The organism is Bathymodiolus japonicus methanotrophic gill symbiont, from assembly GCF_019721995.1.
In the GTDB taxonomy this organism is placed as follows: Bacteria; Pseudomonadota; Gammaproteobacteria; order Methylococcales; family Methylomonadaceae; genus Methyloprofundus.
Map to the genome: position 1 here is coordinate 19,546 of NZ_BLYC01000007.1, position 19,222 is coordinate 38,767.

Sequence of the window (19,222 nt, forward strand, 5' to 3'; positions counted from 1 at the left end):
TGATCACAAGTATGGAAAAAAACCGGCTAAAGCCACGCCCTATTCTCATACTCAGCCTTGCATGCCATCCACCCTTGCAGAACTTAAGATTGGCGTATAGACAAAGGCAAACAACGCAAAAGCGACTAACCATAAGATGGTTGACGCATAAATTATAGTGGTATACCAACCGGGGAATAGTATAGGTATTAAGACTCTTACCAGCGCGGCTAAATTAATCAAAACAAATGCAATGGCCATTGCTTGCGATGCTTTTAATGCTCTCCCTGTATGGCCTAAAGATACCCGCGCCATCATTCCCAGAGTAATGACACCTATACCCCCTACAGTAAAAGCATGTAATGCCAGACTAGGCTGAATAATACCTAATGCGCCGAGTGCTGTTAAAAAAAATCCGATGATTATCCAGGCATAGCCTATATATAGCACCCATAGCAAGGGAACGAACCAGACTCTAAATTCATACCAGTCCTTCACTCTTAATATATTGATAACTGTCGCAAAGCTTGCCGCTACCGCTAAAAGAGCGCCCGAAACCTGCATAATAGATAATGCAAAAACCAGCACTGCCGAAGCAATTGATAGTGCATCATATAATGGGTTGCGAACTATTAATGTACCCGAAAGCCCCTTTTCTGTAAAAAATGGAAACACCCGACCCGCTATCACCAGAATCATCACTATAATCAACGCGATAACTATTTGAAAACCTGCCCAGGCAGTTTGCTCCGCCAGCCCCAGGATTTCCATATGAATAAGCCCATTACCAAGGCTCATAATCAATAGCAGTCCAATAAAAATATACCCTCGCATATATTGCGCCGCCATAATGGGCTTGAGCAGACAAAACGCAAGCACTGGTAAATACAGGAATTCAACTAAAGCGATAAATTCATCCGCTAATAGCCCAGAGTAAAAGGGCAAAATTCTGCCATAAACCCATAATAACGCCAAGCAAGCCAGTCCAGCACCTGTTAAAGTTTGCTGCCCTGTCCAGTTTTTTACCGCCGTTAATAAAAAACCGGAAATCACTGCAACGCTATAGCCCAGTAACATTTCATGTGCATGCCAGTAGTTATTAGCAAAATAATTGTCCACCACCAGGCTGCCATCATATAAGGATCGCCATAAAATCATCAAGATTAAGGCGGATATTCCTGATAGTACAAAAAAGGTTCTAAATCCTAGCGCAAAAAATGGAATATTAAAGGGTTTGCTATGTTTCATAGTGTTTCTACTCAACCGTTATTGTACGATACAGCCAGCATGTGCTGTATAAATTATGATCACTCTGCCAGCCAGGCTAATTCTTTTGCAGTGAAACCTGCTTTTAAGCGCATTTCGACATTAAAGGGACCTTTCGGCTTGTTATTCTTAAAATACTTTAAAATCATTTTTCTAAAAGTTGCTACTGGTTCCAGAGCCTGTGCCTGTGCCTGTGCCTGACACTGCTGGTTAAACCATTTTGAACCAATTGCCACATGCTGCTGCTCATCTTCGAGTATGCGCTGTAGAATTTTAACCCCGGCACCATCTTTTAATATGCGAATTTTCTCTATCATCCCGGGAGTAACATCCAGCCCTCTGGCTTCCATACACCGGGGAATAATCGCAAGCCGTGCCAATAAGTCGTGTGCAGTATCTTGCGCATGCTCCCACAGCCCCTGATGTGCCGGCAAGTCGCCATAATCTATGCCTAACGTCCTTAAATGACTACGAATCAAATTAAAATGCACAGCATCTTCTTGTGCAACCCGTAACCAGTCTTGATAAAATTCCTGAGGCAAATCTCGAAACCGGTAAAGTATATCCCAGGCAAGATAAATGGCAATAAATTCAATATGCGCCAAAGCGTGGTAAAAGGCTTGCACACCTTCAGGTGTGCCTAATTTACGTCTTGCCATAAATCGTGGCGCAAGTAGTTCGGGCTTCTCAGGAAAGCATACATGCTCTATCCCAAATGACGCAGATAAAGAATCAAACTTTAATTCACCCTGTTGATATAATTGCCAGGCTTCTGCCGTCAATCGCAATTTTTCATCAACCTCTGTTCGGTGCAAGCAAGCTGCAGCATAATCAAATACATTATTCATTTATCAAAGCCACAGTTTCACCCAAATCTCACATGACTAACCATTATAGCAAAGCATTAGACAGCGCACAGCTTATCCTCTACTGCGTTCTGATTTACTGGCTCTCAGCCCAGTCTACTCTTCCTACGCCTGAGTTATTTCAACACCAGGATAAAGTGGTCCATGCAGGAGCCTATTTTGTGCTGGCTGTCTTCACACTGCGTGCATTGTGTCATTTCATATCATCCCTAACCATGTTGCTGTTAAGTAGCCTGGTATTTTGCAGTGTTTATGGGGTGTTAGATGAATGGCATCAGTCATTTGTGCCAGGAAGAATAAGTGATGTTAATGACTGGCTAGCTGATACTGTTGGGGCGATATTATTTCTTGGCTGGTATTACCTGTGTCACAGGAGATGTTTTAGCCATGTGTAAAACCTAAGCTTTCCTTCAACCTAGAAACCGCAGTTGACCGCTATATAACATTGTAATCCGCTGAATATTAAAAATAATGATCGTAAAAATTTGTCACCTGCTGGGTGAGTGTCCTCCGCTGCACAGTTTGTGAATCAATCTGTGCTCAACTGCGGTTTCTAAGTTCCATATAGGATGCGCTGACGATAGGAAACGTATCATTCGTGGCATAAGTTTGTGCAGTACCTAATATCACTTCGAGATTAGAGCTGCTATTGGCTGCCCGACTGATAGTTAAATATATCAATTATCAACCATCCAATTTAAAATCCATCAGCACTCATACTGACGCTGAAAATCATGGAGCCCCATCACTAGCAAAATAACTCCGGAAATTTTTGTAATCCTCTGGGTCATTGCGCCTGATAGCCAGCGTGTAGCCATACCAAAACCTAGCAAAGCGGGTAAGGTACCTAAGCCAAATGCCACTAAAAACTTTGCACCTTCAATCGGATCAGCATTGCCGGCAGCCATTACATACATGGCTTGCAAAGGACCACAGCCCACAGGCGCGCCATGCTACCTCACGAAATTCCGGGACTCCTGTCGCCATAATTCGTTCACCTACGCAGCGGATGGGAGATGCCCTGAACGCCCTGCGTCCGCAACGACTACGCACAAAAGACGCTTCGTCATTACTACCTCACTGGCTGGACGGCTATTCGGAATGCAATTCTTGCTCCTCTCGCGTGCTGCTAGCACACGTCGAATCAGCGAATTGCCCTGTCGCCTATCAGGGACTAAAAATCACCACTTCGCTAAGCTACGTTTCCATGATTTTCAGCGATAGAAAACCTGTGAAAAAGCCAATAAAAAAGGGGCTGCGCGAATTACGTCGTTTTTTGTTAGCATAGCGAGCCATGCTCTGTGGCTGTTTAATACGGACTCGTTTTAATTCAGCAAATAAATTGAGCGTATTGAGTCCAAAAATAATTAAAAACACGCCTGCCAATAAAATACTCACGCCACTGATAAAGGGCGTAATGCTGACCACTGAACCTATAAAACCAAACAGCGCACCAAACATGGCATAAGAAATTGTTTTTCCCGCAGCATAAAGTAAATGTGAAAAATAAGCTGAATGCCCCTGCTCAGCATCTTTAACGGTATAGCGAATGACAAAATTTCCACACATACCGATACAATGCAGTCCGGTAATTAAACCTACCACAAAAATCATGCCGTAACTTAATTGCGAGCTAATATCAGGCACATTGAATTGATGCCATAATTTGCGTGAAAAAAACATAATCACAACAATGCCGATTAATGCCAGTATCGAAATACTGATTTTGATAAACACATTCCTTTTATTAATCCAGGCGCGCCATGCTACCTCACGAAATTCCGGGACTCCTGTCGCCGTAATTCGTTCACCTACGCAGCGAATAGGAGATGCTCCAGCCGCCCTGCGTCCGCCACAGACTGAGCACAAAGCAGCTCAGTCATGGCTACCACAAATGGCTCTACGGCTATTCGGGATAAAATTTTAGCCTCCCTCGCGCGCTATCGCGCACTTCGGATTGGCAAATTTCCCTGCGCCTTCTGGAGACTATCAGCCCGTCCGGGGCTGACAGCGGGAGCCAGACCTAGCTGGTAGCCTTTGCCTTCAATAACCTGATAAATATTTTCGAGGCTGGTCTTATTATTTTCAAAACTAACAGTACATAGCCCAGCAGGATAATCAACTTTGACCTCAATAACCCCGTCTATGTTGTTGACTGCTTCTTCTATAACTGCCTCTCAACCACCACAGACCATTCCTTTAATATTGATCTTTTTGCTTGTTTGCATAAGGTTTTCCTGCGCTTCTATTTAATGAGCAAGTGCCAAAATGATTTTATTTCCATTCTGTTGCATAAGCACCTATTTCACCAATAGATCACGCATCATACCCATATCTTCATGCTCTAGGTTGTGGCAGTGATACATAAAAATACAGGTATAGTCCATCAGTGCTCCCCTATCAATTGAGGCCGTGAAACTAACCTCGCCACAAGAGAGCTCATAAAGCACTGTAAAGACATTCCTGTTATTATTGCGTTTTGAACTGCTCGAATGGTATACGAGCAGATACGAGATATTCTTGCCTAGAAAATAATGGATTCACAAAACGATCTCGTTTTTGGGCCTGTTGCTGCCTTATCTCCAGAGCCTCGCTATATTTTTTATCCGATGGATGAATCAATTCTGGCTGTTGTGTTTTTGGAATCTCTTCAAACACGCGCATTAAATTATAGCTCATTGCAGTCAGGCGCATTTGATTTTCAAGTGAGCGGGTATTGGAAGACCAAGCTTTAGTTTCCTTGAAATCTGAAGTTTCCCAATAATTATTTATGGTAAAATTGAAACTATGCTACAACCGCTGAAAATCATGGAAACGGAGCTTAGCGAAGTGGTGATTTTTAGTCCCTGATAGGCGACAGGGCAATTCGCTGATTCGACGTGTGCTAGCAGCACGCGAGAGGAGCAAGAATTGCATTCCGAATAGCCGTCCAGCCAGTGAGGTAGTAATGACGAAGCGGCTTTTGTGCGTAGTCGTTGCGGACGCAGGGCGTTCAGGGCATCTCCCATCCGCTGCGTAGGTGAACGAATTATGGCGACAGGAGTCCCGGAATTTCGTGAGGTAGCATGGCGCGCCTGTATATGAAAAAAATAGTCTTTTCATTCGTTTCAAATGCTATTGCCTAAGGGGAATTAAGTAGGGGTTTGCTATAAACATGGCAAAACCACCTAAAATAAACCTCGATACACCAGCATTGTGTATTTCAGCTACTCAATAATTGGGAAACTTCAGCTTGAAATTACTTTTACTCGATGTTCAAGTTTTTGATATTGAGAAGGTAAAATCAGGTATTCTTCGGGGAGTCGCTATTTTTGCGAAAGCTTGTTTTGGGCATCCCAGCCCAAGCAAGCAGCAAAAACTTAACGCGACCACTTATGCCTCCGGCGGCCCCGATTCGTCCTCGTCACCTCGTCCCGACCCAACAAGGGGTCGGAACATAGGCTCCAAATGACTTGACGCCGTGTCGGATGGCCTTTTATTTTGTCTCCACCTTCGCTAACGCTCAGACTCCGACAAAACAACGGCCCTACGGCTATCGCGGACTAAAAATCATCACTTCGCTTAGGCTCCGTTTCCCTGATTTTCAGCGACGGTTGAAAAAGAGCGGTATAGCAAAAAAATATCGGCCTATTAAGCCTGAACGTGACAGTGCCTACCCGACCAAAACAGAGATTGCATTAGGCTTATTAAAAGACCTGAATTCAATTCATAAGTGCATAACCCAATAAATTTTTCATATCTATCCCAGTCAGCCCTTCAAATACCTCATAAGGTGTTTTGTAATTGAGACACTTTTTAGGGCGACTATTTAGCTTATCAACGGCTATAAAAACCTCTTTTATCGTAACATCAATCAACTCCATTACTTTAGGGAAATACTGTCTTAATAAGCCATTAGCATTCTCATTTTGCCCTCTTTCCCAAGAGCTGTAGGGAGTCGAAAAATACGTATCACAACCTAGTGCTTCTGCTATTTTTTCATGCAGGGTAAACTCTTTCCCGTTATCAAAAGTAATTGTTTTAACAAAGCTTTTTATAGGATCAAGCATTAAAATAGTTGCGTCTAATACATATTGAGCCTTTTTCCCCGCTAAAGGGAAGGCCAACCGTAATTTAGAGACTCGCTCATCCAGCGTTACAATCGCCCCTTTGTGATTTTTCCCAATGATTGTATCTGCCTCCCAATCACCTATACGCTTACGGTTGTTGACCTCTTCAGGACGCTCATCTATATCGACTCTATTAGGGATTCCTGTCCTATTATGGGCTGACCCATACCGCTTGCGATAGGTTTTGTTCTGATGCCGAAGATGCTTGTATAGTTCACCCCCTGCCTTTTTGTCCGCCAGAATATGCTGGTAGATTGTTTCATGATGAAGACTAATTATACCTTCTTGTTTTAACCGCCCTGCAATCTGCTCAGGACTCCAGTCATCCTCAATGCGAACATTAACAATGCCTTTTATTTCATCCGTTAATTTAACCTCTTTAGGCTTGTTTTTGTGTCGTTCTTGGGCAAAATCTTCTGCTTGTTTATGCCTGTAGCCTCTTTGACCTGTATTGCGTTTAATCTCGCGTGAAATATTGCTTTGGCTTCGTTCTAAGGCTTCTGCTATTTTATTCTGTGAAGTTCCCTTTTTTAATTCAATTTCTATATAATATCTTTCTTCAGGACATAGGTGTGTATAGCTCATTTGTAGCCTCTGTAAATTGTTTGGTAGCTGTTTACTTTACACCTATGTCTTGTCTTAATTCAACAGGTGTTAGTCTAGCCAATACTTGCAGAGGGTTATGCACTTATTATACGAATTCAGGAGAGTTTAAAGTTGCGCATAGCCTGATTAAAATTAAAGGCGTACTGGCTGATGCGCTGTATGGTGAAAAAGCCTTTATGGACGAAGCCGCTAAAGAATCTGGAGGCTCGCAGGTGATTAGCCAATTACGTAAAACTCGATGTTCAAGTTTTTGATATTGAGAAGGTAAAATCAGGTATTCTGAGGTTGTTGTAATTTTATCGGTGTAAGCCCATGTTAATGAATGCCCCAGCCACCTTTATCCAAAGCTATATTGACGATTTAAATGATGCGCTCAATCAGCTAAAACCCGGAGCCGCTTTGACACGGATTCAAGCCGCTTGGTTGGGCGCTTGTTTAACGGGCATACTGCTAATGAACTCTGTTTGCTGGGCTAAGTTTGAGCGAGCAAGCCTTGGAGATTGCAAAGTAGCCGCATTATCCTGGGTGTTTCGTAAAGCAAGTATACCCTGGGACTGGTTGCTACGGGTGAGTGTGGTCTTAATTTTAAAACGTTATGGCATTACTGAAGGTGTGTTGGCCTTTGATGAATCAGACCGAGCACGATCTAAGTCTACAAAACGTATTTATAAGGTTTACAAGCAGAAACACAAAGGCTCCGGCGGGTATGTTAATGGACAAACGATAGTATTATTGCTGCTAGTTACCTCATCCATTACAGTGCCTGTCGGTTTTTTCTTTTATATGCCGGATCCAGCCTTAAAGCAGTGGGATAAAGAAGATAAACGGTTGAAAAAGAGCGGTATAGCAAAAAAAGATCGGCCTATTAAGCCTGAACGTGACAGTGCCTACCCGACCAAAACAGAGATTGCATTAGGCTTATTAAAAGAGTTTAAAGTTGCGCATAGCCTGATTAAAATTAAAGGCGTACAGGCTGATGCGCTGTATGGTGAAAAAGCCTTTATGGACGAAGCCGCTAAAGAATCTGGAGGCTCGCAGGTGATTAGCCAATTACGTAAAAACCAAAATATTGAATATAGAGGTAGAATAAGGTCAGTCGAGAGCTACTTTAATTCGATTAACAAAGGCATTGATCAGATAATACGTGTACGTGGCGGAAAAGAGATTAAAGTGACTGTCAGCAGTGCACGATTAAAGGTGAGTTCTCACAGTAAAAAACGCTTTGTCATTGCCTTAAAATATGACGGTGAAAACGACTATCGCTATTTAGTGGCGACAGACCTGACTTGGCGCACACAAGATATTATTCAAGCCTATACGTTGAGATGGCTGATTGAGGTTTTCTTTGAGGACTGGAAGCTTTATGAAGGATGGGGGCGTGAGGCCAAACAATTAGATGAAGAGGGATCAAGCCGTGGCCTGATTCTGAGTCTTTTGTTTGACCATTGCCTTCTCCTTCACCCAGAGCAAATAGCCCGCATTGAAAGCAAACTACCTGCGTATACCGTAGGTAGCTTACAGCGCAAGTCTCAAATGGATGTACTGCTTGAGTTCATCACGTCATTGCTAAAGTTTCCAGATCCTGGTGATAAGCTGAAAGAGTTAGGTGAATTAATAAAGGATGTGTTTCAACTGATGCCATCAGGAAAACATATGACTGGCAGAGATTTAGGGCGCTTAGGGCCAACAGCATCATTAAAGTATTGTTCTGCTGGGTGAAGGTAAGAGTTTGATGGCAATGGGATGGAAAAACTTGAACATCGAGTAAAAGTAATTTCAAGGAAACTAAAGCTTGGTCTTCCAATACCCGCTCACTTGAAAATCAAATGCGCCTGACTGCAATGAGCTATAATTTAATGCGCGTGTTTGAAGAGATTCCAAAAACACAACAGCCAGAATTGATTCATCCATCGGATAAAAAATATAGCGAGGCTCTGGAGATTAGGCAGCAACAGGCCCAAAAACGAGATCGTTTTGTGAATCCATTATTTTTCCAGGCAAGAATATCTCGTATCAGCTCGTATACCATTCGGGCAGTTCAAAACGCAATAATAACAGGAATGTCTTCACAGTGCTTTATGAGCTCTCTTGTGGCGAGGTTAGTTTTACCGCCTCAATTGATAGGGGAACACTGATGTCAGCTTTAGCCATTTATCTGCGGCTTTTACCGCCGTTGCACTGTTAAGTTTCTTACTTAAATAAGTTGCTAGACTATATTGCCTGGCTTTAGCCGCCAGAATAAACCGCTGCCAAATCAACTTTTGGGTTAAAAAAGAGGACTGAGTAAATTTGTTCAGTAGCGGATCACAATCTTTCGGTAAGGAATGACCTGTTAACCAGATTTTTTGTGTCGCGGTTAACGCCTTAGTCTTATAATTACGCTGATACTCAGCCCAATGATACCGGCACTGCATTAATTGACTGCTAGATGATCGGTAATTCGCTACAAAGCTATCCCACTTGCCCTGCTTATAAAGATGATTCAGCCATTTCCGGCGTAATTTACGCGCATATAAAGACTTGTGACTCTTATTTAGAAAGTGAAGAATTTGCTTCTCTTGGTCAAGATGCTTGCTTAACCATTGGTATTGCAAATAAAAATACAGGGGGTATGTTTTTAGTCCAGCGCTAATAACAGCATAGCCCTTATCATCACCCGAGCTAATCATCTGTTCGGCCATCAGAAAGCTCTTGCGTTGCAACTCCAACACATTTGCATTACTCGCAAACGAGCCCGTGAGCAGAAGTAATACTAATAATTGCTGTAACCTATTTTTCACATCACCCTCATAAATAGCTGCTATATCAACTTTTTAAAACGTCAGAATTAACCAAAAAAAGCTATAATCTCTACCTAAATTATTCACACGCAACCCCAGATTATCATCGTGAAAAATCAACATACGCCTACCAAAGCTATTTACACATGGTCTTATATATTAGGCATCGCCAGACAACACAAGAAAGAATTAATCAGCGCCCAGTTACTCGCCATTCTGGCAACCATTGCAACAGTGACAGTGCCCTTATTAATGCCCCTGCTGGTAGACGAAGTATTACTCAATAAGCTAGGCTTTACCATTCATACTGTAAATCAATTTGCGCCTGTTCAATGGCAGACACCCCTACTGTATATCAGCGTAATATTAATCACCAGCCTTGTTTTAAGAACACTGGGGATTATTTTCAATATCATCCAGTCGCGTCAATTTTGTCGCATCTCTAAAGATATTATTTTTCGTATCCGCAAAGATCAAATTAACCACCTGAAGCATATCTCGATGGCCGAATATGAGAGCTTAGGCAGTGGTACAGTTATCCCCCACCTGTTCACCGACCTGGATACTATCGACACCTTTATTGGTAGCACCACCAGCAAACTGCTAGTTGCCAGCTTAACCATTATAGGTACCGGCGCCATCCTGTTATGGATGCACTGGCAATTATGTTTGTTTATCTTATTGCTCAATCCCATCGTCATTTTCTTTACCCGCAGCCTGGGCAAGCGCGTCAAAAATCTTTAAGCACGGGAAAATTCAGCCTACGGCATATTCCAGCAAGCCCTATCCGAAACCCTGGAAGCCATCCAGCAAATACGCGTGAGTAACCGTAAAATGCATTATTATAAAAAACTGATCGCATCTGCCGCCGAGGTAAAAGAACACTCGGTTTCCTTTGCCTGGAAAAGTGATGCTGCCAGCCGCTTCAGTTTCTTAATCTTCTTATTTGGCTTCGATATCTTTCGTGCCGCAGCCATGCTGATGGTGTTATATTCAAATTTAACTATCGGCGAAATGCTCGCCGTATTTGGCTATCTATGGTTTATGATGGCGCCGGTACAAGAGATCCTGGGCATACAATATTCGTTTTTTGGCGCAAAAGCAGCACTTGCCCGAATTAACCGCCTGCAAGCCTTGCAACAAGAGCCTATATACCCAGCGCTTATCAACCCATTTAAAAATAAGCATACCGTTAGCTTGCGCATTGAAGATCTGCACTTTAATTATGCCAATGATCAGGATGAAGTCCTCACAGGCATCAATTTAACCATTAAAGCGGGCGATAAAACAGCCCTGGTTGGCGCCAGCGGCGGTGGAAAATCCACCTTGATTCAAACCCTGATATAGTTTCTCAGATAAATAATTTCCAAATTTGGAGCGCTTAAACTTAGGCGGTAACAACGAAATCTTCCCGCAATTTTTGCATAACACAAATCACTTTACTGGCATCATGCATATAAGTGTTAAAAGTTTGCACAACTGAATCATGAAGATCTTCAAAAGTTTTAAAATACTTCATATGAGTCGAATCGCGTTTCGTATTTTTCCATAATTTCTCAATCGGATTAAAATCCGGCGAGAACGCAGGGAGACGTTCTACTGTCAAACGATCTACATTAGCTAACTTAAATTCCTTAATAACACCGCTTCCATGATACGGGGCACCATCTTCAATTAGAATAATCTTGCCTTTATAATAAGCCAGCAATTGTGTTAAAAACTCAACATAGCTTTCACCATTAAAACGCCCAGATGTTTCAGCGTGTTGTAATATCATTGGCTTATAACTCTCGATTAAGACGTTGTCGGCAATAGAATATATCGCTTCCATAAAAAGCTTCTGTGTTGGATATTTCTCATTTTTTAAGCTTTTAAGAATAGCTAAAAATTCTTGAGGCAGCCCAGCTTCTTTTAAAAGTCTAAGTGACTTTGGTTTTATCTCATAAGCCAATGATTCTCGGTATTGAAAACTCCCTCCTTCGAGTTCGATCGTACCAAACATTTTCAACCCTTTTCGAATCCCTGATGTTTTCACTGTGGGTTGCTCTCCTATTGGAGCCCAGGTTCGTGCCAATGAACCCCACATAGCAAATGACACCTCATCACCGAATAAAACGACACTCTTTTCTTCTACCGCCTTTTCCATAATGGCAGGCAATGTTTCTTCCAGCCACGTTTTTCTTTCAAGCTCGTACTTTTCTTCTTCTTGGCGATCAGTCACAAAACGAGCTTTTTGATAACTGAAGCCCAGTTTTTTCATTAGGCTTGATAAATAGTTCAAGTTATAACGAACTTCAAATTTTAACCAAATAAGCTCGGCAATCATCGCAGTATTCCATATTCCACAATGGAATCCATTGTCTTCTGGGCCTTTCTTTATCAACTCAACCAATCTATTTTTCTGGTCTTTAGTTAACTTTGACTTCCGACCACGTCCTTGATAGTGTTGCCCTATTAACCAACCGACACCTTTATGCATGAATGTTTTCAGCCAATTTATAATGGTTTTTTCACAGACTCACATTAGGCGTGCTATTTCTTTGATTCCCATGCATTCACTGAACCAGAGTAGAGCTTGAGTTAATCGATATAAACAAATATTACTTAGCTTGAGAGCTGTCGCCATATTTTTTTTAGTCGGTCTACAATTGACTTTGAAAAAGTGAGGGATACCATTTTTGACTGTTTCCGTTAGTGTTGGAACGAAAATTATAAGCCAGTTTCCCCTCTGTCGTTTTTGTTTGTTCGGAAATTAATTTTCTGAAAGTCTATAGGTCTCTACCCGGCAAAAAGCGGGATGATTTATTACGATGATGTGCCGATTAATAAAATAGGCTTTGACCTGGTTAGAGAGCATGTGGTCACCGTACTGCAACACCCCATACTCTTTAATGACACGATCCGCGAAAACCTGTCACTAGGCAAATTAGCTAGCGATACAGAATTATGGAATGCGCTGGAAATAGCCCAGCTAAAAGACACTGTTAGCCAACTGGACAATGGATTGGATACTATTATCGGCCCTCAGGGTATGCGCCTGTCTGGAGGACAAAGACAGCGTATGGCCATTGCCCGCATGGTGATCGCAAAGCCCAGCATCGTAGTGCTTGATGAAGCCACCTCTGCGCTAGATACAGAGACCGAACGCAAGCTGCATCTAGCGCTTGCTGATTTTCTAAAAAATCGCACCACTATCATTATTGCCTACCGGCTTAGCGCAATTAAACAGGCAGACCATGTCTATGTATTTGAAGAAGGTAAAATTTGTGAACAAGGTAGCCACGATAAATTAATTAATCAAAATGGACTTTATGCAAAACTGTATGGAGAATACCAGCAATGACTGAACAAAAATATGATCTGCATTGCCACTCCAGTTTTTCCGATGGCTCACTATCCCCTACTGATGTTATTTTACGCGCCAAGGAACACGGAGTAACTACACTTGCTCTTACAGACCATGACACCCTTACCGGCTTAGCCGAAGCACAGCAGGCTGCAGATCAACATGCACTTAACTTTATTCCGGGTATTGAACTCTCTTGTATCTGGAATAAAAAAACATTCCATATATTAGGGCTAAACGTAAATGCCAATAACGCAGAACTTCTGGCAGGCACGCATCAATTACAAAAGATTCGCCTAGAACGGGCAAAGAAAATTGCCGCCAAACTGGAAAAAAATAAGATTCCGGATGCTTTCGAAGCTGTGCATGAAAAGGCAGGCATAGGCATGATCACCCGCCCCCATTTTGCCAATTTTTTAATCAGCAAGGGTCATGTCAGCACGATGCAAGAAGCCTTTGATCGTTATCTAGGTCAGGGTAAATCCGCTTTTGTAAATACCGATTGGGTAGAACTGGAAGATGCCGTACACTGGATTACCGCTGCAGGCGGCATTGCGGTCGTAGCTCATCCTATGCGCTATAAACTCACAGCAAGCTGGATGCGCCGATTTTTAACCACCTTTAAAGAAATGGGAGGATGGGGAATAGAAGTGATTACCGCACGCAGCAATCCTGATGAAATAAGACGAGCCATACATTTTGCACAACAATATGCATTATATGGATCGGTAGGTTCAGATTTCCATAGTCCCAAAAATCAATATGTCGAACTAGGCCGCTTAGCCCCCTTACCGACTAGCATCAAGCCCGTATGGGAATTATTTAATTAAATTCCTCATACAAACAATATATTACAGAGAAGTCGTCTAATTCAGTAAAAATTTACTAGTCAAACCTCAAAAAAGCATTATAATAGTAGGCTCTCTATCAGAGATAGATGCCTCGGTGGCGAAATTGGTAGACGCAAGGGACTTAAAATCCCTCGCCTTCTGGGCGTGCCGGTTCGATTCCGGCCCGAGGCACCACAGATAGATAAAAGCTTCAGGCGCGCCATGCTACCTCACGAAATTCCGGGACTCCTGTCGCCATAATTCGTTCACCTACGCAGCGGATGGGAGATGCCCTGAACGCCCTGCGTCCGCAACGACTACGCACAAAAGCCGCTTCGTCATTACTACCTCACTGGCTGGACGGCTATTCGGAATGCAATTCTTGCTCCTCTCGCGTGCTGCTAGCACACGTCGAATCAGCGACAGGCGCGCCATGCTACCTCACGAAATTCCGGGACTCCTGTCGCCGTAATTCGTTCACCTACGCAGCGAATAGGAGATGCTCCAGCCGCCCTGCGTCCGCCACAGACTGAGCACAAAGCAGCTCAGTCATGGCTACCACAAATGGCTCTACGGCTATTCGGGATAAAATTTTAGCCTCCCTCGCGCGCTATCGCGCACTTCGGATTGGCAAATTTCCCTGCGCCTTCTGGAGACTATCAGCCCGTCCGGGGCTGACAGCGATTGCCCTGTCGCCTATCAGGGGCTAAAAATCACCACTTCGCTAAGCTCCGTTTCCATGATTTTCAGCGATGGTGTTTTTTTTGAAAGTTTTGTAGTGCCATTTATATTATTTTTGTCGATAAATTCATTGACTTTTGTCAAAAAAATCATCATTATTTGAGTGTAATTTACATGCGACAAAAATACTCTAAAAAATCCAACGTTTTATACAAAAACACAAAATCTGTAGTGCCAACTGGCTACTTTTTAAAATTTCAACCAATTGATTTATAACAACTACATCATCAATAGTGACGAAGATGGGCTAAGCGCCCTAAATCTCTGCCAATCATATGTTTTCCTGATGCATCAGTTGAAACACATCCTTTATTAATTCACCTAACTCTTTCAGCTTATCACCAGGATCTGGAAACTCTAGCAATGACGTGATGAACTCAAGCAGTACATCCATTTGAGACTTGCGCTGTAAGCTTCCTACGGTATACGCAGGTAGTTTGCTTTCAATGCGGGCTATTTGCTCTGGGTGAAGGAGAAGGCAATGGTCAAACAAAAGACTCAGAATCAGGCCACGGCTTGATCCCTCTTCATCTAATTGTTTGGCCTCACGCCCCCATCCTTCATAAAGCTTCCAGTCCTCAAAGAAAACCTCAATCAGCCATCTCAACGTATAGGCTTGAATAATATCTTGTGTGCGCCAAGTCAGGTCTGTCGCCACTAAATAGCGATAGTCGTTTTCACCGTCATATTTTAAGGCAATGACAAAGCGCTTTTTACTGTGAGAACTCACCTTTAATCGTGCACTGCTGACAGTCACTTTAATCTCTTTGCCGCCACGTACACGTATTATCTGATCAATGCCTTTGTTAATCGAATTAAAGTAGCTCTCGACTGACCTTATTCTACCTCTATATTCAATATTTTGGTTTTTACGTAATTGGCTAATCACCTGCGAGCCTCCAGATTCTTTAGCGGCTTCGTCCATAAAGGCTTTTTCACCATACAGTGCATCAGCCAGTACGCCTTTAATTTTAATCAGGCTATGCGCAACTTTAAACTCTTTTAATAAGCCTAATGCAATCTCTGTTTTGGTCGGGTAGGCACTGTCACGTTCAGGCTTAATAGGCCGATATTTTTTTGCTATACCGCTCTTTTTCAACCGTTTATCTTCTTTATCCCACTGCTTTAAGGCTGGATCCGGCATATAAAAGAAAAAACCGACAGGCACTGTAATGGATGAGGTAACTAGCAGCAATAATACTATCGTTTGTCCATTAACATACCCGCCGGAGCCTTTGTGTTTCTGCTTGTAAACCTTATAAATACGTTTTGTAGACTTATAGACTTTCAGAAAATTAATTTCCGAACAAACAAAAACGACAGAGGGGAAACTGGCTTATAATTTTCGTCCCAACACTAACGGAAACAGTCAAAAATGGTATCCCTCACTTTTTCAAAGTCACAGGCGCGCCATGCTACCTCACGAAATTCCGGGACTCCTGTCGCCGTAATTCGTTCACCTACGCAGCGAATAGGAGATGCTCCAGCCGCCCTGCGTCCGCCACAGACTGAGCACAAAGCAGCTCAGTCATGGCTACCTCAAATGGCTCTACGGCTATTCGGGATAAAATTTTAGCCTCCCTCGCGCGCTATCGCGCACTTCGGATTGGCAAATTTCCCTGCGCCTTCTGGAGACTATCAGCCCGTCCGGGGCTGACAGCGATTGTAGACCGACTAAAAAAAATATGGCGACAGCTCTCAAGCTAAGTAATATTTGTTTATATCGATTAACTCAAGCTCTACTCTGGTTCAGTGAATGCATGGGAATCAAAGAAATAGCACGCCTAATGGGAGTCTGTGAAAAAACCATTATAAATTGGCTGAAAACATTCATGCATAAAGGTGTCGGTTGGTTAATAGGGCAACACTATCAAGGACGTGGTCGGAAGTCAAAGTTAACTAAAGACCAGAAAAATAAATTGGTTGAGTTGATAAAGAAAGGCCCAGAAGACAATGGATTTCATTGTGGAATATGGAATACTGCGATGATTGCCGAGCTTATTTGGTTAAAATTTGAAGTTCGTTATAACTTGAACTATCTTATCAAGCCTAATGAAAAAACTGGGCTTCAGTTATCAAAAAGCTCGTTTTGTGACTGATCGCCAAGAAGAAGAAAAGTACGAGCTTGAAAGAAAAACGTGGCTGGAAGAAACATTGCCTGCCATTATGGAAAAGGCGGTAGAAGAAATCGGGGAGTCGCTATTTTTGCGAAAGCTTGTTTTGGGCATCCCAGCCCAAGCAAGCAGCAAAAACTTAACGCGACCACTTATGCCTCCGGCGGCCCCGATTCGTCCTCGTCACCTCGTCCCGACCCAACAAGGGGTCGGAACATAGGCTCCAAATGACTTGACGCCGTGTCGGATGGCCTTTTATTTTGTCTCCACCTTCGCTAACGCTCAGACTCCGACAAAATAACGGCCCTACGGCTATCGCGGACTAAAAATCATCACTTCGCTTAGGCTCCGTTTCCCTGATTTTCAGCGGAAGATGGTGCCCCGTATCATGGAAGCGGTGTTATTAAGGAATTTAAGTTAGCTAATGTAGATCGTTTGACAGTAGAACGTCTCCCTGCGTTCTCGCCGGATTTTAATCCGATTGAGAAATTATGGAAAAATACGAAACGCGATTCGACTCATATGAAGTATTTTAAAACTTTTGAAGATCTTCATGATTCAGTTGTGCAAACTTTTAACACTTATATGTATGATGCCAGTAAAGTGATTTGTGTTATGCAAAAATTGCGGGAAGATTTCGTTGTTACCGCCTAAGTTTAAGCGCTCCAAATTTGGAAATTATTTATCTGAGAAACTATAGATCGTGCTCGGTCTGATTCATCAAAGGCCAACACACCTTCAGTAATGCCATAACGTTTTAAAATTAAGACCACACTCACCCGTAGCAAACAGTCCCAGGGTATACTTGCTTTACGAAACACCCAGGATAATGCGGCTACTTTGCAATCTCCAAGGCTTGCTCGCTCAAACTTAGCCCAGCAAACAGAGTTCATTAGCAGTATGCCCGTTAAACAAGCGCCCAACCAAGCGGCTTGAATCCGTGTCAAAGCGGCTCCGGGTTTTAGCTGATTGAGCGCATCATTTAAATCGTCAATATAGCTTTGGATAAAGGTGGCTGGGGCATTCATTAACATGGGATTACACCGATAAAATTACAACAACCTCAGAATACCTGATTTTACCTTCTCAATATCAAAAACTTGAACATCGAGTATCAGGGACTAAAAATCACCACTTCGCTAAGCTCCGTTTCCATGATTTTCAGCGGAAGTCAGGGCTTATAGCCGCGTTGTCATGCTGAAAACATTGAAACGACCCTTTCAGGTTGTCTGGGTGTTTCGTCGCACACAGTGGATTGTTTTGTTTACGACCGATCTAAGTTTATCCGTCACACAGATTATTGAGTATTATGGTGCGCGATGGAAAATCGAATCCAGGTTCAAAGAGCTCAAGCAAGACATAGGGAGTCAGAAAAGTCAGTGTCGAAATGCGCAGGCAGTGACCAACCATTTGAACTTCTGTATGATGGCAACAACGCTGACGTGGATTTACGCGGATCGTTTAAAAACCGATCCGGAACGTCGACACAAAGTGAAGGGGCGAGCCAGTTTCGCCTTTCCAGATATCCGCCGCATCATTGCCGAAGCGGCTTTGGATCCGGATTTTGAAAGGGTTTGCCCCAAATACAGCAGCTCCCCTGTAAATTCGGTGGTAGCCGTTTTATTGCGAATGGTTGCTTGATGAATTTCTAAGAAACTTCAGCTCAGGAATACTTCGCTATTATTGATGTACTGATAACACCTATGTCTACAGAATTTAAAACCATTGGTATTTTAGGCAAATCCGGCGCGCCTGAAATCGCAGAAACACTGATAGCATTGCATGAATTTCTGAAGCCTCATTACCAGCTTTGTATCGATTCGGTCAGTGCTCCGCTCATCCCTGATTTTAGTGGCAAAATACAGCCGCTGATTAGTCTTGCTCAGCATTGCGACCTGCTAATTGCCGTGGGTGGTGATGGCACTTTTTTATCCGCCGCGCGTATAGCATCGGGTTGCAACATCCCATTAATTGGTATCAACCTGGGACGGCTTGGTTTTTTGGTGGATATTTCCCCTGCTGAACTGGAAACAAAATTAAACGCTATATTGCAGGGGCATTTTCGCCAGGAAACACGATTTTTACTGCATACAAAAATTATCCGTGATACGCAAGTCATTCATGAAGAAACCGCCGTTAACGAGGTGGTTGTGCATCGCTGGATCACGCCCAGCATGATTGAATTAAAAACCACGATTGATGGCGTTTATCTCAACACCCAGCGCTCCGATGGCTTGATTATATCCACCCCTACTGGATCGACTGCCTATTCTCTCTCCGCTGGCGGTCCTATCATTCACCCTGAACTAGATGCATTATTATTGCTTCCGCTTAATCCGCACACTTTATCCAATCGGCCTATTGTGATTAATGCTTCGGCGGAAATTGAAATCAACTTTATTAAAACTAAAGAGATTAATGCCCAGGTCACCTGTGATCATATTCGCATTCCAGACGTATTAATTAGTGATACAATTTTAATCAATAAAGATCCTAATCCTATCACTATACTGCACCCCGAGAATCACGATTTTTTCCATACCTTGCGTGACAAACTTAATTGGAGCAGTGGCTACAATTTCTAA

Annotated in this window: 29 protein-coding genes, 1 tRNA gene and 6 pseudogenes; 20 read left to right on the forward strand and 16 right to left on the reverse strand. The window is 42.9% G+C overall.

Going from position 1 to position 19,222, the window contains the following annotated elements:
- Positions 1–51 precede the first annotated feature (51 nt).
- Both K6984_RS11255 and K6984_RS11260 read right to left on the reverse strand, forming a co-directional pair.
- Complete coding sequence (locus K6984_RS11255; RefSeq protein WP_221895626.1) at positions 52–1,227, reverse strand: NnrS family protein; 1,176 nt, start codon at positions 1,225–1,227, stop codon at positions 52–54.
- A gap of 59 nt (positions 1,228–1,286) precedes the next feature.
- Positions 1,287–2,093 (reverse strand): ferritin-like domain-containing protein, encoded by an 807-nt coding sequence (locus tag K6984_RS11260; protein WP_221895627.1) that lies wholly within the window; start codon positions 2,091–2,093, stop codon positions 1,287–1,289.
- Between the two features lie 32 nt (positions 2,094–2,125).
- Between K6984_RS11260 and K6984_RS11265 the strand changes: the two genes are divergently transcribed.
- Positions 2,126–2,506: a VanZ family protein gene (locus K6984_RS11265; RefSeq protein WP_221895628.1), complete on the forward strand. Its 381-nt coding sequence runs from the start codon at positions 2,126–2,128 to the stop codon at positions 2,504–2,506.
- A 312-nt stretch (positions 2,507–2,818) separates the two neighbouring features.
- On the opposite strand, the gene K6984_RS11270 is transcribed toward K6984_RS11265, so the two are convergent.
- Both K6984_RS11270 and K6984_RS11275 read right to left on the reverse strand, forming a co-directional pair.
- Entirely contained in the window at positions 2,819–3,028 is a 210-nt protein-coding gene (locus K6984_RS11270; protein ID WP_230988047.1) for a sulfite exporter TauE/SafE family protein, read from the reverse strand.
- Positions 3,000–3,164, reverse strand: a complete 165-nt coding sequence (locus K6984_RS11275) for a hypothetical protein (protein WP_221895630.1) — start codon at positions 3,162–3,164, stop codon at positions 3,000–3,002. The genes K6984_RS11270 and K6984_RS11275 overlap by 29 nt, the downstream gene beginning before the upstream one ends.
- Here K6984_RS11275 and K6984_RS11280 point away from each other — a divergent pair.
- Positions 3,121–3,399 (forward strand): hypothetical protein, encoded by a 279-nt coding sequence (locus K6984_RS11280; RefSeq protein WP_221895631.1) that lies wholly within the window; start codon positions 3,121–3,123, stop codon positions 3,397–3,399. The genes K6984_RS11275 and K6984_RS11280 overlap by 44 nt on opposite strands.
- On the opposite strand, the gene K6984_RS11285 is transcribed toward K6984_RS11280, so the two are convergent.
- The gene (locus K6984_RS11285) at positions 3,309–3,980 is read right to left on the reverse strand and encodes a sulfite exporter TauE/SafE family protein (RefSeq protein ID WP_221895632.1); all 672 of its coding nucleotides are present in this window, start codon (positions 3,978–3,980) and stop codon (positions 3,309–3,311) included. The genes K6984_RS11280 and K6984_RS11285 overlap by 91 nt on opposite strands.
- A gap of 12 nt (positions 3,981–3,992) precedes the next feature.
- Between K6984_RS11285 and K6984_RS30920 the strand changes: the two genes are divergently transcribed.
- Positions 3,993–4,145, forward strand: a complete 153-nt coding sequence (locus K6984_RS30920) for a hypothetical protein (protein ID WP_230988024.1) — start codon at positions 3,993–3,995, stop codon at positions 4,143–4,145.
- A 56-nt stretch (positions 4,146–4,201) separates the two neighbouring features.
- Here the strand turns inward: K6984_RS30920 and K6984_RS36130 are convergent.
- From K6984_RS36130 to K6984_RS11305, 4 genes and pseudogenes are all read right to left on the reverse strand, one after another.
- A pseudogene (locus tag K6984_RS36130) lies at positions 4,202–4,279 on the reverse strand (hypothetical protein); the annotation flags it as partial.
- A gap of 132 nt (positions 4,280–4,411) precedes the next feature.
- Positions 4,412–4,495 (reverse strand): annotated as a pseudogene (locus tag K6984_RS33240) (multicopper oxidase domain-containing protein); the annotation flags it as partial.
- 85 nt (positions 4,496–4,580) lie between these two features.
- A complete protein-coding gene (locus tag K6984_RS11300) occupies positions 4,581–4,805 on the reverse strand; it encodes a hypothetical protein (protein WP_221895633.1) in 225 nt (74 codons plus the stop codon).
- A gap of 74 nt (positions 4,806–4,879) precedes the next feature.
- Positions 4,880–5,119: a hypothetical protein gene (locus K6984_RS11305; protein WP_221895634.1), complete on the reverse strand. Its 240-nt coding sequence runs from the start codon at positions 5,117–5,119 to the stop codon at positions 4,880–4,882.
- Positions 5,120–5,422: 303 nt separating this feature from the next.
- On the opposite strand from K6984_RS11305, the gene K6984_RS33245 reads away from it, so the two are divergent.
- Positions 5,423–5,551, forward strand: a complete 129-nt coding sequence (locus K6984_RS33245) for a hypothetical protein (protein ID WP_263458596.1) — start codon at positions 5,423–5,425, stop codon at positions 5,549–5,551.
- Between the two features lie 27 nt (positions 5,552–5,578).
- Complete coding sequence (locus tag K6984_RS11310; RefSeq protein ID WP_221895635.1) at positions 5,579–5,839, forward strand: hypothetical protein; 261 nt, start codon at positions 5,579–5,581, stop codon at positions 5,837–5,839.
- On the opposite strand, the gene K6984_RS11315 is transcribed toward K6984_RS11310, so the two are convergent.
- The gene (locus K6984_RS11315; RefSeq protein ID WP_221895636.1) at positions 5,813–6,805 is read right to left on the reverse strand and encodes an IS30 family transposase; all 993 of its coding nucleotides are present in this window, start codon (positions 6,803–6,805) and stop codon (positions 5,813–5,815) included. The two genes, K6984_RS11310 and K6984_RS11315, sit on opposite strands and share 27 nt — an antisense overlap.
- 44 nt (positions 6,806–6,849) lie before the next feature.
- On the opposite strand from K6984_RS11315, the gene K6984_RS11320 reads away from it, so the two are divergent.
- The 3 genes from K6984_RS11320 to K6984_RS11330 all read left to right on the forward strand — a co-directional run bounded on the left by K6984_RS11320 (position 6,850) and on the right by K6984_RS11330 (position 8,961).
- On the forward strand, positions 6,850–7,080 hold the full coding sequence (locus K6984_RS11320; RefSeq protein ID WP_221895637.1) for a hypothetical protein: 231 nt from the start codon (positions 6,850–6,852) through the stop codon (positions 7,078–7,080).
- Between the two features lie 58 nt (positions 7,081–7,138).
- Entirely contained in the window at positions 7,139–8,545 is a 1,407-nt protein-coding gene (locus tag K6984_RS11325) for a transposase (protein WP_221895638.1), read from the forward strand.
- Between the two features lie 107 nt (positions 8,546–8,652).
- A complete protein-coding gene (locus K6984_RS11330) occupies positions 8,653–8,961 on the forward strand; it encodes a hypothetical protein (RefSeq protein WP_221895639.1) in 309 nt (102 codons plus the stop codon).
- Here K6984_RS11330 and K6984_RS11335 read toward each other — a convergent pair.
- Positions 8,932–9,507: a hypothetical protein gene (locus tag K6984_RS11335; RefSeq protein WP_221895640.1), complete on the reverse strand. Its 576-nt coding sequence runs from the start codon at positions 9,505–9,507 to the stop codon at positions 8,932–8,934. The two genes, K6984_RS11330 and K6984_RS11335, sit on opposite strands and share 30 nt — an antisense overlap.
- A 207-nt stretch (positions 9,508–9,714) precedes the next feature.
- Between K6984_RS11335 and K6984_RS36135 the strand changes: the two are divergent.
- Positions 9,715–10,950 (forward strand): annotated as a pseudogene (locus tag K6984_RS36135) (ABC transporter transmembrane domain-containing protein); the annotation flags it as partial.
- A 43-nt stretch (positions 10,951–10,993) separates the two neighbouring features.
- Here K6984_RS36135 and K6984_RS11345 read toward each other — a convergent pair.
- Complete coding sequence (locus K6984_RS11345) at positions 10,994–12,085, reverse strand: transposase (protein ID WP_221895641.1); 1,092 nt, start codon at positions 12,083–12,085, stop codon at positions 10,994–10,996.
- A gap of 291 nt (positions 12,086–12,376) precedes the next feature.
- Here K6984_RS11345 and K6984_RS11350 point away from each other — a divergent pair.
- From K6984_RS11350 to K6984_RS11370, 5 genes and pseudogenes are all read left to right on the forward strand, one after another.
- Positions 12,377–12,949 (forward strand): annotated as a pseudogene (locus K6984_RS11350) (ATP-binding cassette domain-containing protein); the annotation flags it as partial.
- Positions 12,946–13,782: a PHP domain-containing protein gene (locus K6984_RS11355; RefSeq protein ID WP_221895643.1), complete on the forward strand. Its 837-nt coding sequence runs from the start codon at positions 12,946–12,948 to the stop codon at positions 13,780–13,782. The pseudogene K6984_RS11350 and the gene K6984_RS11355, both read left to right, overlap by 4 nt.
- Before the next feature lie 109 nt (positions 13,783–13,891).
- Positions 13,892–13,977 (forward strand) — tRNA-Leu (locus tag K6984_RS11360).
- 86 nt (positions 13,978–14,063) lie between these two features.
- On the forward strand, positions 14,064–14,315 hold the full coding sequence (locus K6984_RS11365) for a hypothetical protein (protein WP_221895644.1): 252 nt from the start codon (positions 14,064–14,066) through the stop codon (positions 14,313–14,315).
- Positions 14,316–14,333: 18 nt separating this feature from the next.
- The gene (locus tag K6984_RS11370) at positions 14,334–14,492 is read left to right on the forward strand and encodes a hypothetical protein (RefSeq protein ID WP_221895645.1); all 159 of its coding nucleotides are present in this window, start codon (positions 14,334–14,336) and stop codon (positions 14,490–14,492) included.
- Here K6984_RS11370 and K6984_RS33250 read toward each other — a convergent pair.
- The 3 genes from K6984_RS33250 to K6984_RS11380 form a co-directional block, all read right to left on the reverse strand.
- Complete coding sequence (locus K6984_RS33250) at positions 14,482–14,607, reverse strand: hypothetical protein (protein WP_263458721.1); 126 nt, start codon at positions 14,605–14,607, stop codon at positions 14,482–14,484. The genes K6984_RS11370 and K6984_RS33250 overlap by 11 nt on opposite strands.
- 187 nt (positions 14,608–14,794) lie before the next feature.
- Positions 14,795–15,823 carry a transposase gene (locus K6984_RS11375; RefSeq protein ID WP_338024497.1) on the reverse strand — a complete coding sequence of 343 codons (1,029 nt, stop codon included), beginning with the start codon at positions 15,821–15,823 and terminating at the stop codon, positions 14,795–14,797.
- Positions 15,824–15,879: 56 nt separating this feature from the next.
- Positions 15,880–16,041, reverse strand: coding sequence for a hypothetical protein (locus K6984_RS11380; RefSeq protein WP_221895647.1), 162 nt, complete (start codon positions 16,039–16,041; stop codon positions 15,880–15,882).
- Positions 16,042–16,053: 12 nt separating this feature from the next.
- On the opposite strand from K6984_RS11380, the gene K6984_RS11385 reads away from it, so the two are divergent.
- The 4 genes and pseudogenes from K6984_RS11385 to K6984_RS11395 form a co-directional block, all read left to right on the forward strand.
- Positions 16,054–16,230 (forward strand): hypothetical protein, encoded by a 177-nt coding sequence (locus tag K6984_RS11385; RefSeq protein ID WP_221895648.1) that lies wholly within the window; start codon positions 16,054–16,056, stop codon positions 16,228–16,230.
- Entirely contained in the window at positions 16,209–16,622 is a 414-nt protein-coding gene (locus tag K6984_RS11390) for a helix-turn-helix domain-containing protein (RefSeq protein WP_221895649.1), read from the forward strand. Before K6984_RS11385 ends, K6984_RS11390 begins: the two co-directional genes overlap by 22 nt.
- Positions 16,623–16,728: 106 nt before the next feature.
- Positions 16,729–16,857: a hypothetical protein gene (locus K6984_RS33255; protein ID WP_263458596.1), complete on the forward strand. Its 129-nt coding sequence runs from the start codon at positions 16,729–16,731 to the stop codon at positions 16,855–16,857.
- Positions 16,858–17,021: 164 nt separating this feature from the next.
- A pseudogene (locus K6984_RS11395) lies at positions 17,022–17,291 on the forward strand (transposase); the annotation flags it as partial.
- 2 nt (positions 17,292–17,293) lie between these two features.
- On the opposite strand, the gene K6984_RS11400 reads toward K6984_RS11395, so the two are convergent.
- A complete protein-coding gene (locus tag K6984_RS11400; protein ID WP_221895650.1) occupies positions 17,294–17,671 on the reverse strand; it encodes a hypothetical protein in 378 nt (125 codons plus the stop codon).
- Between the two features lie 133 nt (positions 17,672–17,804).
- On the opposite strand from K6984_RS11400, the pseudogene K6984_RS11405 reads away from it, so the two are divergent.
- Both K6984_RS11405 and K6984_RS11410 read left to right on the forward strand, forming a co-directional pair.
- A pseudogene (locus tag K6984_RS11405) lies at positions 17,805–18,278 on the forward strand (transposase); the annotation flags it as partial.
- A gap of 62 nt (positions 18,279–18,340) precedes the next feature.
- A complete protein-coding gene (locus K6984_RS11410) occupies positions 18,341–19,222 on the forward strand; it encodes an NAD(+) kinase (RefSeq protein ID WP_221895651.1) in 882 nt (293 codons plus the stop codon).

Coding starts and splice junctions, on each gene's coding strand:
- K6984_RS11255 (WP_221895626.1), bottom strand. CDS start 1,227: ATGAAACATAGCAAACCCTTTAATATTCCATTTTTTGCGCTAGGATTT.
- K6984_RS11260 (WP_221895627.1), bottom strand. CDS start 2,093: ATGAATAATGTATTTGATTATGCTGCAGCTTGCTTGCACCGAACAGAG.
- K6984_RS11265 (WP_221895628.1), top strand. CDS start 2,126: ATGACTAACCATTATAGCAAAGCATTAGACAGCGCACAGCTTATCCTC.
- K6984_RS11270 (WP_230988047.1), bottom strand. CDS start 3,028: ATGTATGTAATGGCTGCCGGCAATGCTGATCCGATTGAAGGTGCAAAG.
- K6984_RS11280 (WP_221895631.1), top strand. CDS start 3,121: ATGGGAGATGCCCTGAACGCCCTGCGTCCGCAACGACTACGCACAAAA.
- K6984_RS30920 (WP_230988024.1), top strand. CDS start 3,993: ATGGCTACCACAAATGGCTCTACGGCTATTCGGGATAAAATTTTAGCC.
- K6984_RS11300 (WP_221895633.1), bottom strand. CDS start 4,805: ATGCGCCTGACTGCAATGAGCTATAATTTAATGCGCGTGTTTGAAGAG.
- K6984_RS11305 (WP_221895634.1), bottom strand. CDS start 5,119: ATGGGAGATGCCCTGAACGCCCTGCGTCCGCAACGACTACGCACAAAA.
- K6984_RS11310 (WP_221895635.1), top strand. CDS start 5,579: ATGGCCTTTTATTTTGTCTCCACCTTCGCTAACGCTCAGACTCCGACA.
- K6984_RS11315 (WP_221895636.1), bottom strand. CDS start 6,805: ATGAGCTATACACACCTATGTCCTGAAGAAAGATATTATATAGAAATT.
- K6984_RS11320 (WP_221895637.1), top strand. CDS start 6,850: ATGTCTTGTCTTAATTCAACAGGTGTTAGTCTAGCCAATACTTGCAGA.
- K6984_RS11325 (WP_221895638.1), top strand. CDS start 7,139: ATGTTAATGAATGCCCCAGCCACCTTTATCCAAAGCTATATTGACGAT.
- K6984_RS11330 (WP_221895639.1), top strand. CDS start 8,653: ATGCGCCTGACTGCAATGAGCTATAATTTAATGCGCGTGTTTGAAGAG.
- K6984_RS11335 (WP_221895640.1), bottom strand. CDS start 9,507: ATGGCCGAACAGATGATTAGCTCGGGTGATGATAAGGGCTATGCTGTT.
- K6984_RS11345 (WP_221895641.1), bottom strand. CDS start 12,085: ATGCATAAAGGTGTCGGTTGGTTAATAGGGCAACACTATCAAGGACGT.
- K6984_RS11355 (WP_221895643.1), top strand. CDS start 12,946: ATGACTGAACAAAAATATGATCTGCATTGCCACTCCAGTTTTTCCGAT.
- K6984_RS11365 (WP_221895644.1), top strand. CDS start 14,064: ATGGGAGATGCCCTGAACGCCCTGCGTCCGCAACGACTACGCACAAAA.
- K6984_RS11370 (WP_221895645.1), top strand. CDS start 14,334: ATGGCTACCACAAATGGCTCTACGGCTATTCGGGATAAAATTTTAGCC.
- K6984_RS11385 (WP_221895648.1), top strand. CDS start 16,054: ATGGCTACCTCAAATGGCTCTACGGCTATTCGGGATAAAATTTTAGCC.
- K6984_RS11390 (WP_221895649.1), top strand. CDS start 16,209: ATGGCGACAGCTCTCAAGCTAAGTAATATTTGTTTATATCGATTAACT.
- K6984_RS11400 (WP_221895650.1), bottom strand. CDS start 17,671: ATGTTAATGAATGCCCCAGCCACCTTTATCCAAAGCTATATTGACGAT.
- K6984_RS11410 (WP_221895651.1), top strand. CDS start 18,341: ATGTCTACAGAATTTAAAACCATTGGTATTTTAGGCAAATCCGGCGCG.